The organism is Cohnella phaseoli, assembly GCF_003386235.1.
GTDB lineage: Bacteria > Bacillota > Bacilli > Paenibacillales > Paenibacillaceae > Cohnella > Cohnella phaseoli.
Genome location: NZ_QRDZ01000015.1, coordinates 194,665 through 209,110 on the forward strand (window position 1 = coordinate 194,665; position 14,446 = coordinate 209,110).

At 54.6% G+C, this 14,446-nt stretch carries 14 protein-coding genes; 10 read left to right on the forward strand and 4 right to left on the reverse strand.

The annotated features are described in order from the left end of the window. The first annotated feature begins 47 nt into the window (after positions 1-47). From DFP98_RS19570 to DFP98_RS19585, 4 genes are all read left to right on the forward strand, one after another. The gene (locus DFP98_RS19570) at positions 48-1,649 is read left to right on the forward strand and encodes an ABC transporter substrate-binding protein (RefSeq protein WP_116062282.1); all 1,602 of its coding nucleotides are present in this window, start codon (positions 48-50) and stop codon (positions 1,647-1,649) included. An 85-nt stretch (positions 1,650-1,734) separates the two neighbouring features. After that, on the forward strand, positions 1,735-3,084 hold the full coding sequence (locus DFP98_RS19575) for a polysaccharide deacetylase family protein (protein WP_116062283.1): 1,350 nt from the start codon (positions 1,735-1,737) through the stop codon (positions 3,082-3,084). 16 nt (positions 3,085-3,100) lie between these two features. Further along, on the forward strand, positions 3,101-3,754 hold the full coding sequence (locus tag DFP98_RS19580) for an SGNH/GDSL hydrolase family protein (protein ID WP_116062310.1): 654 nt from the start codon (positions 3,101-3,103) through the stop codon (positions 3,752-3,754). 287 nt (positions 3,755-4,041) lie between these two features. Beyond that, positions 4,042-4,266, forward strand: coding sequence for a helix-turn-helix domain-containing protein (locus tag DFP98_RS19585; RefSeq protein WP_019422432.1), 225 nt, complete (start codon positions 4,042-4,044; stop codon positions 4,264-4,266). A 104-nt stretch (positions 4,267-4,370) separates the two neighbouring features. Here DFP98_RS19585 and DFP98_RS19590 read toward each other — a convergent pair whose 3' ends face one another. The 3 genes from DFP98_RS19590 to DFP98_RS19600 are packed head-to-tail and all read right to left on the reverse strand — an operon-like array spanning position 4,371 to position 8,157. Then, positions 4,371-5,486, reverse strand: coding sequence for a Ger(x)C family spore germination protein (locus tag DFP98_RS19590; protein WP_246016598.1), 1,116 nt, complete (start codon positions 5,484-5,486; stop codon positions 4,371-4,373). Next, complete coding sequence (locus tag DFP98_RS19595) at positions 5,483-6,583, reverse strand: GerAB/ArcD/ProY family transporter (protein WP_181917802.1); 1,101 nt, start codon at positions 6,581-6,583, stop codon at positions 5,483-5,485. The genes DFP98_RS19590 and DFP98_RS19595 overlap by 4 nt, the downstream gene beginning before the upstream one ends. Continuing rightward, positions 6,583-8,157 (reverse strand): spore germination protein, encoded by a 1,575-nt coding sequence (locus DFP98_RS19600; RefSeq protein WP_116062285.1) that lies wholly within the window; start codon positions 8,155-8,157, stop codon positions 6,583-6,585. Before DFP98_RS19600 ends, DFP98_RS19595 begins: the two co-directional genes overlap by 1 nt. A gap of 159 nt (positions 8,158-8,316) precedes the next feature. Between DFP98_RS19600 and DFP98_RS19605 the strand changes: the two genes are divergently transcribed. The 6 genes from DFP98_RS19605 (at position 8,317) to DFP98_RS19630 (ending at position 12,777) form a co-directional block, all read left to right on the forward strand. Further along, positions 8,317-8,688, forward strand: coding sequence for a hypothetical protein (locus tag DFP98_RS19605; protein WP_116062286.1), 372 nt, complete (start codon positions 8,317-8,319; stop codon positions 8,686-8,688). Positions 8,689-8,802: 114 nt separating this feature from the next. After that, the gene (locus DFP98_RS19610; RefSeq protein ID WP_116062287.1) at positions 8,803-9,198 is read left to right on the forward strand and encodes a cupredoxin domain-containing protein; all 396 of its coding nucleotides are present in this window, start codon (positions 8,803-8,805) and stop codon (positions 9,196-9,198) included. Positions 9,199-9,401: 203 nt separating this feature from the next. Next, a complete protein-coding gene (locus DFP98_RS19615) occupies positions 9,402-9,563 on the forward strand; it encodes a cytochrome c oxidase subunit 2A (RefSeq protein ID WP_116062288.1) in 162 nt (53 codons plus the stop codon). Positions 9,564-9,582: 19 nt separating this feature from the next. Beyond that, the gene (locus DFP98_RS19620; protein WP_116062289.1) at positions 9,583-10,053 is read left to right on the forward strand and encodes a cytochrome c oxidase subunit II; all 471 of its coding nucleotides are present in this window, start codon (positions 9,583-9,585) and stop codon (positions 10,051-10,053) included. Between the two features lie 13 nt (positions 10,054-10,066). Further along, positions 10,067-11,719 (forward strand): b(o/a)3-type cytochrome-c oxidase subunit 1, encoded by a 1,653-nt coding sequence (locus DFP98_RS19625; RefSeq protein ID WP_116062290.1) that lies wholly within the window; start codon positions 10,067-10,069, stop codon positions 11,717-11,719. A 347-nt stretch (positions 11,720-12,066) separates the two neighbouring features. Then, on the forward strand, positions 12,067-12,777 hold the full coding sequence (locus DFP98_RS19630) for a hypothetical protein (RefSeq protein ID WP_116062291.1): 711 nt from the start codon (positions 12,067-12,069) through the stop codon (positions 12,775-12,777). A gap of 23 nt (positions 12,778-12,800) precedes the next feature. Here the strand turns inward: DFP98_RS19630 and DFP98_RS19635 are convergent, their stop codons facing one another. Continuing rightward, positions 12,801-14,159 carry a sensor histidine kinase gene (locus DFP98_RS19635; RefSeq protein WP_181917803.1) on the reverse strand — a complete coding sequence of 453 codons (1,359 nt, stop codon included), beginning with the start codon at positions 14,157-14,159 and terminating at the stop codon, positions 12,801-12,803. Positions 14,160-14,446 lie beyond the last annotated feature (287 nt).

Consider the following 14,446-nt stretch of genomic DNA (forward strand, 5'->3'; position numbering starts at 1 on the left):
AAGCCGATCTATAGATATTATCCATCATACGGGAGGGTTACGAACGAATGAGACAAAGAAGGCCAATCGCGGTTGTTATGGCCGTCCTGCTTGCGGCTATGCTGGTCCTGCAAGCCTGCTCGTCGAATAACAATAACCAAGCCAACGAATCCCCGGCGAGCGGCAGTCCGAGCGCCAACGCTTCCGAATCGGCGAAGCCGTCGGAAACGGCCCCGCCGGCGTCCCAGCTTAAGCCTTACGAGGTATCCATCGTATACTTCGGCACGCCGGAAGCGGACGTTGCCTTGGTCGAGGAGAAGCTGAACGAGTTTTTCAAGGAAAAAATCAACGCTACCGTCAAGCTTCAGCCGATCTCGGCCAGCGACTACCAGAACCGGACCGAGCTCATGATGAATACAGGCGAGAAGATGGACCTGGTATTCACCGCTTCTTGGCTTAATTACTTCGGCAACGTGACCAAGGGCGCGTTCCTGGAACTGGACGAACTGCTCGATAAGCACGGCCAAGGCATTAAAGACACGATTCACCCGCTATACCTGGAAGCGCCGCGCCTGAAGGGCAAGCTGTATGCGGTTCCGACGAACAAAGAAATCACGCAAGGGCAATCGTTCACTTACCGGAAGGATATCGTCGACAAGTACGATATCCCGATCGAAACCATTAACAAGTGGGCGGATCTGGAGCCTTGGTTCGAGAAAATGAGCAAGGAAGAGCCCGGAATGACGAACCTGTTCCTGAGCGGAGGCTCGGGTAATTCCGGAGGCGGCATCTACATGATGTTCGAGACGAACTCCGATTACCGTCCGATCGGACCGATGCCGGGCAAGACGCAAATGTTCTTCGTCGACTACACGTCTTCGGACGTGAAGGTAAAAACGGTTCTGGATCCCGAGCTCGTCGATATCAACAAGAAGGAGTTGGAGCTGTTCCGCAGGTATTACGAAAAGGGCTACATTAACTCCGACGCGGCGACCAGCAAGACGAACGCTGCCGACTTGCGGCGTCAAGGCAAGCTCTGGATGTCGTCGGGCGTATGGAAGCCGGGGTCCGACATCGAAGTGAAGATCGCCGACAACAATTTGTACGACTACGTCTCCCATGTCGTGACGGAGCCGATCGTTACGACGGATCTGGCCACGGGTTCCATGATGTCCATCTCCAGAACATCCGAGGATCCGGAGCGGGCGATGATGGTGCTGAACTACCTGCATACCGATCCGTATGTCATCAACTTGATCGTGCACGGCATCGAAGGCAAGCACTACAAGAAAGTCGGAGATAACCGCATCGAACCGATCGCCGATTCCGGTTACGGCGCCTCGGCTCTGTTCTGGGTCATCGGCAGCCAAATGCTGAACTACTTGAAGCCGGGTCAACCGGACGATCTGTACGAGAGCTGGAAGAAATTCAACGACGAGGCGGTGCGCTTCCCGTTGATGGGCTTCGTCTTCGACGACACGAACGTGAAGAACGAGGTTGCGCAATTGACCGGGATCATTGCCGAATACAAGACGATCGCCACGGGAGCGCTTCCGAATCCGTCCAAGCTGCTCGATGAACGGAACGCAAAGCTGAAGTCCGCCGGTATCGAGAAAGTGCAGGCCGAGCTGCAAACGCAGATCGACGCATGGCTGGCGGATAACAAGTAAGATTGCATCGGCCAGGCTTCGGGGAGTCTCCTTCGGGAGACTCTTCTCCTTCGATCGAATTTGGCGCAAAGGAGATACAACTCTAGTGAAACCGGAAAATTTGATCTACACGTTCGTCAGCTTCGCGACGCAAGTCGACGCCAGTTGGGGGCGCGGCATCGCCCTAGAGGGCATCGACCGGACGGCTGCGATCGCCCACAAGCACGGCATACCGGTTACGTGGATCGTGAACGCCGGGTCGGCCCCGGTGCTCGCCGATCGCATTCGGTCATGGCATGACCGATACGGCGACGACGTCATTCTGCAGACGCCGTTCCATGCCGACGAATCGGAGACGTCCAAGGCGAGGCTGAAGGCGGTGCTCGCGGAAGGTTGGCGAGCGTTGCAGGAAACCTTCCCCTGGGCCAAAACCAAAGTCGTGATACGCGGCCGAATTTACAACGAATTTCTCGAGGCTGCAGAGGAGCTCGGGTTTCAGGGCGTATGGGGCTATTGCTGGGAGCAAACCTGGTGGGACGGCATTACGCACAGGGGTATTCCGTGGGGCTCCTGGTATATCGACGGCACTCGCTTCAAGGCGCCGCATCCCGGCAAGGGCAAGCTCGTGGCCGCGGAATGGACTGCCCGCGACTTGCACGCGACGTACCATTCGGGCAGTCCGTGCGTCTATTCGACCGATCCGAACGACGTGCTGCGGGCCGGTCTGTGCACGGGCGACGACATTGCATATTGGGAAAATCTGTTCCAGGGTTATCTCGCCAATACTGCCCATAACGAGCAGGTTTATTTTCTGCAGCAGCAGGAAAGCCACGAGATGGAATACACCGACCGGTTCGCGATTTACCCGGCTTCCCACGTCGAGGAGTGCGCGGGCATGCTCGATCGGTTTTTTGCCTATATCACGCAGTATCCGATTACGCTGACGACGCTTCCGCTCGCGATCGAAGACTATCATCGCCGCAACGAAGAGACGATTCCTTCGTATATGCTGACCCGGGATACGCTCGTTCGTCCCACGGTTAACGAATATACGATGACGCTTGGCGGCACCGCGTCCGGACCGTGGCCCGATACGTTCCACTACTATGACCGCGAATGCCAGATGGCGTTCGTCGAAGGGGCGTGCGCGCCGGACCGGCTGCGAAATTACGTCGGCAAAGGCGACATGAACGGCACGTTCGAGGAAGCCGTTCCGCCGGTGTTCGTGAGCGGCTACGAGAAGACGGCCGACCGGATCGGCATGACGTTCGAGATCGGACATTGGCCGCCGACGCCGTTCGGGCTCGTCTACTGGGACGATCTGACCGGATATGCCGTCCGTTCATGCTCCGCGGGAGTAGAAGCGAAACAGATTCAAGACCGGCTCGTCTTCCTGCGCTTCCGGTTGACGGGGGCGCCTGCGACCATCGAGCTTGAGTTGGAACGACGGGAATAGGAAAGGGGAGATGGACGTGACGACCAGGGGCAAAACGATCTTATTTCAAGGCGATTCCATTACGGATGCGGGACGGTCCAGAGAGGGGGACGCCAACCGCGGTCTCGGACAAGGCTACGCGAGCGTGATCGCAAGTCGGCTCGGGTATGCGTTCGCGGAAGCGGGGCACCGCTTCCTGAATAGAGGTCTATCCGGCAATCGCGTCTCCGACGTGTACGCGAGGTGGAACGAGGACGCGATTAGCCTGCGGCCGGACGTCATCAGCCTGTTGATCGGGGTGAACGACGCTTGGAGAACGGTGCACCGGTTACCGGAGGGGGCGTCCGACCGTTTCGCGCGGATCTATCGCCATTTGCTGGAGGAGACGAAGGAAACGATGCCGGAAGCGGTGCTTGTCTTATGCGAGCCGTTCGTCCTTCGGGTTGGCAGCGTCGCGGACGGATGGGAAGAGTGGCGCCGCATCGTGGACGGTTACGGTCAAGTCGTTCGTTCGCTTGCCGCGGAATACGACGCTGTATTCGTCGCGCTGCAGGAGCCGTTCAAGCGGGCGACGCAAAGAGCCGAAGCCGGCTATTGGCTGTCCGATGGCGTGCATCCGACCGCGGCCGGTCACGAGTTGATCGCCTCCGAATGGGAGAGCGCGGTGCTAGGCAGCCGGCTTGTCCTATAAATTAGGCGCTTTCGTCGACGAGTGGTTTGCCTCTGCCGGCGGGATTGCTTAGTTAGTCGCGCTCGCGGCGAATAGATGTGCTCACCATCCGTCGCTTACCTGCACGAGAAACGCCCGAGAGCCAAGCCCGCCGCTTGCACTCCCGGGCGTTTTTCGCGCGGCGATTTTCCCGGCGCCCATTTTGCCCGGTCCTCGCACCAGAGGAAATGCCTCTTCATATGATAAAGTTGACTGTATCCCTTTACCTTGTATTCACAACATTCCCGGGCAAGGAGGGGTGACAAACGTTGAAGGGCAGCGACCACAAAAGCAAATTCCTACTCACCAATCGGGAACGCGAAGTCTTTGAACTGCTAGTACAGGACAAGACGACCCGCGACATTGCGCAGCAGTTGTTTATCAGCGAGAAAACGGTGCGAAACCACATCTCCAATGTTATGCAGAAGCTGAATGTCAAAGGTCGTTCGCAAGCGGTTGTCGAGCTAATTAAGCTCGGGGAGCTAAAGATTTAAAGCAGCAGGTGCACCTTTTTTTGCCGCTGATCGATCGGCGCGGGGCCTTCTTTTTCGTTCCCTTACGAGGGACGAAGGAGGGGGCTTTTTGATTGCGGTGCCTTCTACCGAATAGAACCCATCGCCGCGATGAGCACGTCGACCTTCACATTAATGTCGGCGTCGGACAACGTTGCGGACCATTTGTTCTCGACCGGTTTCCATTCGTTGTATCTGTAAGCGCGGGCGAACCGTCCCAAGCCGATCGGATCGATTTTCGCCTGCTGAAATTTTTGAATAAGGCTGCGGAACTTGTCTTCGAGCTTCCGGGCGATTTCCGCTTCAAGCACGTCCCCGCTTTTAAGAACATCGAATGGAAACAGCTTCTCCAGAAGAGAGACTCTGATATGGAAGTGAAAGTCGAACGTAAAGTGATCCTGGGCATATCCGGTTTTCAGCCGTCTCGAATATTTCACAGCGCTGATGGTATAGAGATTTCGCGGAACGATCCCGTTGCCGGGGGCTGCTCCTTCATGCTCCAGCGTAAACTTGAACTCGCCGCTTTTTTCGCCTTGAAGCATGCGCAGCAGGCGGGTTTCTTCGTCCCCGATGGACAGCTTGTAAATGCCGTTCTCGCTAAGCAAGGCGCTTCCTTTAATAAAGATCTTGTCGTCGAAGCGCAATTCGGCAATGCTGGCGGTTATGCCCTTATCCAAATTAATGCTGTGGAGCTCCTGAAGAGTCGTGCGGGTGGCAAGATTAAGATGAGAGGCGGTATCGATCAGGTACGTTAAATAAATCGGCAGGCGAGGCTTGTCCAGCGGGTTATAATGAATGACTTCGGACACGGGGCCGTCGACGAGCACGATTCTCGCAGTCGTGGAATTTTTCGGATCGCGCAGAAGCGGATCCAGCAAGGCGAACCAATGCTTCTGCATCATCAGCTTTTTCCCGATCAGAAGAATCTGGGATTTTCCGCCGCTCGTGAAAGCTTTGAAGGTTTTGTCGAATTCGTCCTGGGAGGCTCGCATAGTGAGCGACTTGGCGGTGTAAACCTCGGTCTTGCGCTTGGCTTCCCGACTGAAGACCGGGCTGGAGATGGATACTTCCAGATTGTTGTTGTCGTCCAGATCAAGCCCGATAATTAAGGCTAAAGAGATATTTTCAATGTCCATCCGATCCATGCACCCAGCCGGCAGCAGCGCTAATAGCAGCGCGAGATAACATAGCCCGCGTTTCATCCCTGTGCCCTCCTTCCGAACAGAGCTTTGATCTGAACGAGCGCCAGCAAGACAACCGGAACGACAAACAGCATCCACTCGTTGAAAATCGTCATTCCATCTCCGAAGCGAACGGACTGGTTCCAGGTAGGCTGACTGACGAAGACGATAACCAAAATGGCCAGCAAATAAACGACAGTCATTCCGGTATGATTTTCACGGTTAAACAGCCGGCCGAGGGAATAAGCGGTAGCGAAGCCGTATACCGACCAGCTTCTGGAGACGACGAACAGGTATAGCGCAAAGAAGATCATATCGAATCGTTCCAGAAATCGGAATTCAATGATTTTCAGCAGATGCATTAACGGTTGGTTGATCTGAATGATTTCGTCCTGCGGAAATTGGATATAGCATAAAATCGTGACGAATGTATACAAAAGCATTGTCAGCGTATTGGCGATCACCATGCCATGGAAAGCATACTGTTTGCGCTTTAGATGAGGGTAGACGAAGAACAGAATTTCCATTCCCGTAAATGCGAACAGCGTCTCCCGAACGCTGCCTAACACAGGAGTCCAGCCATCCTTAAGGATCGGGAGCAAATTGGTCCAGTGTCCGTCCGACAGCGGAAACAGCAAAAAAACAGGCATCCAGGCCATGGCGTATAAAATGAACTCGGCATAGCGTCCGATCACCCGCATCCCGTTGCGCACGAGCATAAAAGTCGGAACCGCAAACAGGAGGATGATCAGAAATCCCGACGTTTTCGGCAAAAACCACGCTTTGATATAGAGCATCGAATTGACCATGACGATCCATCCGAAGCAGCCGAAATACACGATAAAGGGGAGCAGCGCCAGCTTGCCGAGACGGCGGCCGAAAATTTTGCCGAGCAGGGACGGAAGCGGATCGTCCGGAAACTTGCGCAGCAGCAGCAGCATGACGCACCCTGCGAGGGTAATGACGGCCCAGGCGATAAGAATGCTGATCCAGCCGTCCGCTCCCGCATTCAGAGCAATATCTTTCGGGAGGGAAAAGATCCCCGTCCCAACCTGCGCTCCATGGACGATGGCAATGTACTGTATCAGAGTGATTTCGTTTAAGCGGGTGACTTTCACTAGCCGTCTCCTCTCGGTCTGCCCCGGCCTGCTCGCTTGTCCTGAATGGGGCGGGCGCTTTTCGGACGTTGGACCATCGACCATAGCGGAAACCGAACGAACGTATCCTTCATATCCGACCATCTGACCGGAGCGAGCGGACTGCCGTACGGCGTTCCAAGCGATTCCAGCGACATGAGATGGATCAGAATGGTCATAAATCCAATGACGATGCCGACGAGGCCGAACAGGGAAGCCATGATCATCATCGGAAACCGCAGCAGCCGAACCGCCGTCCCCATATCGTAGCTGGGTAAAATGAAGGATGCGATGGCGGTCGAAGCGACGACGATAACCATAATGTTGCTGACGACGCCTGCCTGGACGGCTGCTTGACCGACAACGATGCCTCCGACTATGCCGATCGTCTGACCGACGGAGGCCGGCAGCCGGATTCCCGCCTCGCGCATCATCTCCAGCATGATCTCCATCAGCATCGCCTCAAGCAGAGGCGGAAACGGCACTCTCTCCCGGGATTCGGCGATCGATAGAAACAACTGCAAAGGAATAACCTCGTAGTTATAGGAAATGAAGGAGATGTAAACTGCCGGAAGCAGCAGAGCGATAAAAAAGGCGAGAAAGCGCAGCAGCCGAATGAACGAAGCGATCATCCAACGAGAACTATAATCGTCTACGCTTTGGAACAGTGAAATGAACGTGCTCGGGGCGATGATCACGCTGGGAGAACGGTCGACGATAACGACGTAACGCCCCTGCAGCAGTTGAGATGCCGCGGAGTCGGGCCGTTCCGTCAAAATAAACTGAGGAAAGGGAGAAAACGGATTGTCCTCGATATACTCTGCGACCTCGCCGGTGTTAATCACCGCATCGACATCGATTTTGTCGAGTCTTGATCGTAGTTCTTCCAATACGTCGGGATGCGCTACATCGGCCAAATAGAGAATAAACAGAGTGGTCTTCCCGCGTTTGCCGATGATCGTTTTATGAATCCTCAGTTCTTTGTTCGGCAAGTAGCGTCTGAGCAGCGCCAGATTTTGCGCCGCCGTCTCCACGAAGCCTTGGTGCGCGCCTTTGAGGGAGCTTTCCAGCTGTGGGTCCGTTATCGAGCGCTGCGGCCAGCCGGAGGTATTATAAACGACGGCATGCGCGCAGCCGTCGAGCAGCAGTACGCAGTCGCCTGTCATGATGGCGTATTCGAGCTTCTGCCAGTTGTGCGCCCTGCGCACGTCGCCGATCGTAGGCTCGGGAAACCTCGTTGGCGAATTCCCTTGCTGCGACGACATCATCGGCTGCAGAATGTTGTCGTTGATCGCCTTTTTATCCGTCAGTCCGTCCAGATAGAGCAAAGCGGCAGGGATCTGATCGGAGCCCGATACGAATCGGAACACGATGAAGTCCGGCCAATCCGGAAAGCGGCGAGCGACTTCCTCCAGATTGCGGGATAAGTCGGGATCCAGAGGGTGCTCCTCTCCCTCCGATTGTTCGGGCATAAACGGACGAACGCCTTTATTTCCAGCGTTTTGGCGTGCAGAGGAGTATCGTCTTTTTCCGGAAAATAGATTAAAGGGGAACATCGCACAAACTCCCGCCCTCGATTATCGTTGCTTATTCAGAGTTTGCCGAGGAATGGAAAATTATACTGTCCGAGTGCGGTTTCCGCTGATCGACGCGTCGGATCGTACAAGCACATCTTGTCCTCTCTCATATTGTGGGAGGGGAGGAGGTGTTAGGAGATGGCGAACAAGATCCAAGCTCAGCAGACGTATCCGAGATTAACCGTGTACAACGAAGAGAACTTCCAGGGACGCAGCGCGATCTATCGAGGCAATCTGGGGATTGCGAATTTGGATTCGAGACTCGGGGGAATCGAAAGCCTGAGATTTTTCTCCACGAGCAGCAACGCGACGTTAGTCTTGTTTACTCGTACAAATTTCAGAGGCAGATTCCTGGTGTTTCGCGGCAATAGAAGCATCGCCGATCTGGACGACATTATCGGCGGCGAAGACGCGGAATCGCTGATCTCGACCAATCAGCGCTTAACGCTCGCGCAAATTCGCGCGATTCGGGATAGCGGCAACTTGCCGGACGGCTATCGGAGGCTCTAAGCGTAAAGTGTGTCAATATTGTTACGGTGTGACCCATATCACATTCGACCCCTCCCTTCCGGTATTATGATGTGCTTGTAAACGAGACGATACCGTTGAAGGGAGCAATACAAAATGAAAAAATGGGTAGCTTTAAGCGCGCTGTTGTTAGCCGCGATGTTGGTCGCATCCGGCTGCGGGGGAGGAGATAAGAAAGAATCCAGCCCGTCCCCGTCGGCTTCTCAAGCTGCCGGTTCTTCCGCAGGCGAGGCGAAGGCGATCACGATCGACGCGACGAACTTCAAGTTCGATCCGGGCGAAATCACGGTCAAGCAAGGCGACGAAGTCAGCATTACGCTGAAAAACAGCCAAGGCAATCACGCCCTGAAAATCGAGGGCTACGACAAGGAAGTCAAAGGCAACGCCACGGTGAAATTCGTCGCCGACAAAGCGGGCGAGTTCAAGATCGTATGCTCGATCTTCTGCGGCAAAGGCCATGAAGATATGGTCAGCAAGCTGATCGTTCAATAATTTATTTCCAGGGGCAGTCCGTTGGCGTGAAACGATCCCGATCATTCGGGATCGCTTCACCGTCGACGGGCAGTCCCTTTTTCATGCGCAAAATCGGTGTAACAAATCGTCCACATTAGTCAATGTCCAAGTGACAATTATCACAGTTAGATCGCACCGGATGATCTTACAATGTAAATAACTTGAAATCAGGAGGAATCGGAATGCGCGATGATCAATCGGTGCCGAAAACGCAAGAAACCCGTTCGGAGCCGGAGCATAAGGAGCAATCGCTGAAGGGGGCCTTTGCTTCCGTTATGCTGCTTGGAGCGTTCTTGGCCATTACCTGGATTGGAGTTTTTATTCTGTTCGTCGCACGCGACTAAATAGGGGGAGCAAATCAATATGCATATGCATCGACTTGAGAAAATATGGCTAACGGTTGGGGTATCCATGCTGGTCGTATTTTTGCTCGTACTGGGGATTATGACCTTCGGAAGGGGAATCGCTCCTCCGAACGAGCATATTCATCGCATCGATCCGGCGAAGGTGAGCGAGACGCCGCCGTTCGACAAGCCGCAGATTACGAAGATCGGAGACAATGTGTACAAGGCCGTCATGGTCGCTTACGCGTTCGGCTACGATCCGATTCCGTTGGAGGTTCCGGCAGGCGCGACGGTTCACTTCGAAATCACCTCGTCGGATGTCGTGCACGGCTTCCAGATTCCCGGCACGAACGTCAACGTCATGGTCACGCCCGGGGAAGTCAGCCACGTGTCCCATACGTTCGACAAGCCCGGCGAATACTTGATTATCTGTAACGAGTATTGCGGGATCGCCCACGAAATGATGAAAACTACCCTGGTGGTAAAATAGGAGGCCGTATCCCATGAATGAAACTAAATCTTCGTCATTCGACCGCAACGACGGCCGGCTGGTCATCGCGCATGTCCTGTTCGCGTTCGCGGCGCTGCTGCTCGGCGGCATTGCCGGCATGCTGCAGGGGATGGTCAAGGGCGGCACGATCACGCTCCCGGCCAATATCGGATATTACGAGCTGCTGACTGCTCACGGCGTGCTGATGGCGCTCATTTTTACAACCTATTTTATAGTAGGATTTCTGTATTCCGGAGTCTCGCAGACGCTTGGAGGGCGGCTGCTGCCGCTGACGAAAAAGTTCGGCTGGATCGGTTATTGGCTGATGTCCATCGGTACGCTGATCGGCGTCGTCGTGATCTTGCTGGGCAAGGCAAGCGTTCTGTATACGTTCTACGCCCCGATGAAAGCTTCTCCGTTTTTCTATATCGCGCTTGCGCTGGTGGTCATCGGAAGCTGGTTAAGCGGATTCGGTATTTTCTATCAATACGTGCAATGGAAAAAAACGAACAAGGGCAAGCTGTCCCCGCTGTTCGCCTACATGTCCGTCATCACGATGCTGCTCTGGCAGATCGCAACGATCGGTGTGGCTGCTGAAGTCGTTCTACAGCTGATTCCGTGGTCGTTCGGTTGGGTGGAAACGGTTAACGTGGTGCTGAGTCGAACGCTGTTCTGGTTTTTCGGCCACCCGCTTGTTTACTTCTGGCTGCTTCCGGCTTATATTTGCTGGTACGTCATCATTCCGAAAATTATCGGCGGAAAAATATTCAGCGATGCGCTGGCCCGGATGTCGTTCGTGCTGTTCCTGCTGTTCTCGATTCCGGTCGGCTTCCACCATCAGCTCATGGAGCCGGGGATCAGCCACTTCTGGAAATATCTCCAGGTCGTGCTGACGTTTATGGTCGTGATTCCGTCGCTGATGACCGCGTTCTCGCTGTTTGCGACATTTGAGCTGAACGGCCGCTCCAAAGGAACGAAAGGGCTGTTCGGCTGGGTGAAAGTTCTGCCGTGGTCGGACGTGCGCTTCTTCGCTCCGTTCGTGGGCATGTTGGTCTTCATTCCGGCCGGAGCCGGCGGTCTGATCAACGCCAGTAACCAGATGAACGCCGTCGTCCATAATACGCTGTGGGTAACGGGTCACTTCCATCTGACTGTGGCGACCAGCGTTGCGCTGACCTTCTTCGGCATCGTCTACTGGCTCATCCCGGTCGTGACCGGCCGCGTCCTTACTCCGCGGCTGAACAAGCTGGGCATCATTCAGACGCTCATCTGGTGCATCGGCATGTTCTTCATGTCCGGCTCGATGCATACGGTGGGACTGCTCGGTTCGCCGAGACGCACCGCCTTTAACACCTACGACGACCACCCGGACGCGATTCTATGGATGCCGTATCATGTAGCGATGGCTGTCGGGGGCATCATTCTGTTCGTCGGCGTGCTGCTGATTATCTATAACATCGTTGCTCTCATGCGCGCTCCGAAAGGAGAGACCGAGTATCCGCTCGGCGAAGTGTCCGAGGCATCGGAGCCGACTCCGCGCTTCCTGGAGAACTGGAAGCTTTGGATCGCGCTGACGGTTATTCTGATCGTCATTGCGTATACGATTCCGGTTATCGATCAGATCACCAATCCGACCCCGGGATCGCCGGGATATGTAACCTGGTAATTCAAATTAGCAAAGAGGCCGTCCCATGAGCAGAGTTGCTTAAGATAATCGATAGACAAAGAAAGGGGTATGTACCTCCTGGAGACTGCCTCATACGCTCCTGAAATGACCCTGTAACGGGTTTCCCAATTCAGATTTCAGGAGCGTATAGCATCGGAAGGAGGTACATACCCCTTGCACCTTGTTCATCGATTATCTTTTATAGCAACTTGGTTGGCTCATGGGACGGCCTCTTATTGTCGTTGCTAATTTGAATTGCTGCGGATAGGGAGGATTATCGCGATTGCCGTCGAACAACTGTATCAAGGAAAAATATTCCTAAGTTGTTCCGAGGAGGAAAAAACGACATGTCCGACACGCATTCGAACGAGCCTGATCTGCGTAAGAAAGAGGCGAACGAACCGGCTGAAAGCCAGACTGCGGCCGCATCGGCCAATCCGGCGGCTCCTCCGACCGTTGGCACGACTTCTCCGCTGGCGGGAGTGGATGCGCAGAAGCTGCTGACGCTGCTCAGAAATCCGACCGCCTCGCAGAGTCTGCAGCCGCAGACGGAATGGATCTACGGGGCGATAGGGGCCGTTTCCGGCGTCATCGGCTTCGCGCTCTGGAGCTGGCTGTTCCGGGAAGCGATCAAATCGAAGCTCGGCATCTTTGATTCGATCGGCAGTCTAATGATGACCGGTGCGTTCGGCGGCGATTCGACAGGCAAAGCTCTGCTGCTTGGTCTATTCTCCATCGCGCTGCTGATCGGCTCGCTGACTTTGGTTGGCAACTGGCTGGGGACGCGCAAGCTGGATTGGAAGGAAGCCGTCGCCAACCTGGGCGGCACGCAATTGGCTTTCGGAGCGGCATGGCTCGTTACGGGTTTGCTGTCGTTTATCTCGCTGCAGTTGTCCATGCTGCTGTGCGCCTTTTTATTGCTTGTTAATCTCGTGCTGCTCGTCGGTTTGGCGGAGAACTTGCACGAGGTGCGACGGGAGCGCAAATTTTTCTTCATCGTATATTCGCTGGCCGCCTACTTGTTGCTAATGTATCTCGTTTCCGCCATCTTTGGCTAAAAAAGAAGAGAAGCCGATCGATGTCACACGCGGACACGGTCGGCTTCTCTCGCTTTATTGCGGGGCAACTCGACGACAATAGCGGTTGTTTCATTTTCCGGGCAGTAACGAATGCTCAGAGTGCCGCCATAGAAGCGAACCCTCTCCTGTACGATCGCCAGCCCAAGCCCCGAATGACCCGCTTTCTTGGTCGTGTAGCCGGGCACCGCCATCATCCGCAGCTCCTTGTCGGATAGAGGGCGGCCCCGGTTGCTGATTTCAAGCGCAAGCCTCTCGCCTTCGCTCCGAATCGCCATCCGCACGCTTCTGTTATGAGGCGGAATCGTCTCGCTCTCCTCGAAGGCGTTATCGACCAGGTTGCCTATAATTTTCACGAGATCGATCATTTTGATCGATTGCTCCAGCTCCGGATCCGCGGGAATATCGCAGTCGAACGGGATGTCCTTTGCCTTCGCCTGCTCCGTCTTGCCGGATATAAAAGCGGCTAGCGCAGGGGAAGAGTGGCTGACGACCGGAGCGACGGCGTGCGTTTCCTTGGCGAGATCGTCCATATAGCCCTTGAGCTGTTCGAGCTTGTTCATTTGCAGCATGGAGGACATGACCTGCATATGGTTCAAGAAATCGTGCCGGTGTCCGCGAATGGCAGTGAACATCTGACCGATCTCCTCCGCGTACACGTCCCGCGTCTGTGAGATTGCGTCTTCGCGAATGCGGACGAATAGCCGCAGCATGAAGTAGATCGCGCAGAAGGTTAGCAGCACGAGCGCGTATACGGTCCAGTTATAGGAGGTTTCGGTGCGCTTCTCGCTCTCCATTCCGATCGAGAACAGCAAGCCGACGACGAACAGCTGAACGATAATTAGCAGCATGACTTCCTTCATCCGGGATTGTTGGATATCGAGCAAATACTGATATAATCGGAGAAGGAAGGGATAGCTTCTTTTCTCCAGGTAGAGGGCCAATAGCCCTAGCGCGATTCCGAGCGGAACATACACGGAATGGAAGACAAGCGGATGATTGGCAATGATGTCCTTGCGGTCGGTCATTCCGTACAGTAGCTGGATCAACGCTCCTCCGGCGATATCGGCCAGGAAGCTGGTCGCGGTGTAAGCTACGAATAGCAGCAGTACGCTTCTGCTGCCGAATGTTCTGAACACTGCATACAAGGCGACGAAAGCGATGCTGGTTGCGGTTATGGCGTGAACCGGCGCAGGCACGAGCCAATAGTCGAAGTCCGCGACGGAGCTTACGACGGCGAACAGAATCAGCTTGCGGGCATGGCGTGTTGGCCTCAAGCCGGCTGCCGCGAAGACGAGCCAAATACGGACAAGAGTATGGGGGATGGATAGGCCGAGAATGAGCTGGACGTAAGAAAGCAGCATGTCGGCAGTAATCCTCCTTAAGCCGGTTGAATTAAGATGATATGTGTCCGTAAGCCTATTGTACTCACTAGTCATGCATCAAACCTGACATAATAGTCGAAGGGTGAGGCCTAATCCAATATTGTGATTTGGTTTCATATTTTCCCATTTGATTTTCTTCCCAGTAAGCCAAAAAATCAGAGCAGGAACAGAAGACGCGATTTTCCACAAAATTGGATATTCATTTATCTTTGCCTAACGTAGTATGACGCGCTGATTCTCCTCGACAAGCTTGACTCTATCCGTCT

Coding starts and splice junctions, on each gene's coding strand:
- DFP98_RS19570 (WP_116062282.1), top strand. CDS start 48: ATGAGACAAAGAAGGCCAATCGCGGTTGTTATGGCCGTCCTGCTTGCG.
- DFP98_RS19590 (WP_246016598.1), bottom strand. CDS start 5,486: ATGAAACGCGGGCTATGTTATCTCGCGCTGCTATTAGCGCTGCTGCCG.
- DFP98_RS19600 (WP_116062285.1), bottom strand. CDS start 8,157: ATGTTCCCCTTTAATCTATTTTCCGGAAAAAGACGATACTCCTCTGCA.
- DFP98_RS19605 (WP_116062286.1), top strand. CDS start 8,317: ATGGCGAACAAGATCCAAGCTCAGCAGACGTATCCGAGATTAACCGTG.
- DFP98_RS19610 (WP_116062287.1), top strand. CDS start 8,803: ATGAAAAAATGGGTAGCTTTAAGCGCGCTGTTGTTAGCCGCGATGTTG.
- DFP98_RS19615 (WP_116062288.1), top strand. CDS start 9,402: ATGCGCGATGATCAATCGGTGCCGAAAACGCAAGAAACCCGTTCGGAG.
- DFP98_RS19620 (WP_116062289.1), top strand. CDS start 9,583: ATGCATATGCATCGACTTGAGAAAATATGGCTAACGGTTGGGGTATCC.
- DFP98_RS19625 (WP_116062290.1), top strand. CDS start 10,067: ATGAATGAAACTAAATCTTCGTCATTCGACCGCAACGACGGCCGGCTG.
- DFP98_RS19630 (WP_116062291.1), top strand. CDS start 12,067: ATGTCCGACACGCATTCGAACGAGCCTGATCTGCGTAAGAAAGAGGCG.
- DFP98_RS19635 (WP_181917803.1), bottom strand. CDS start 14,159: ATGCTGCTTTCTTACGTCCAGCTCATTCTCGGCCTATCCATCCCCCAT.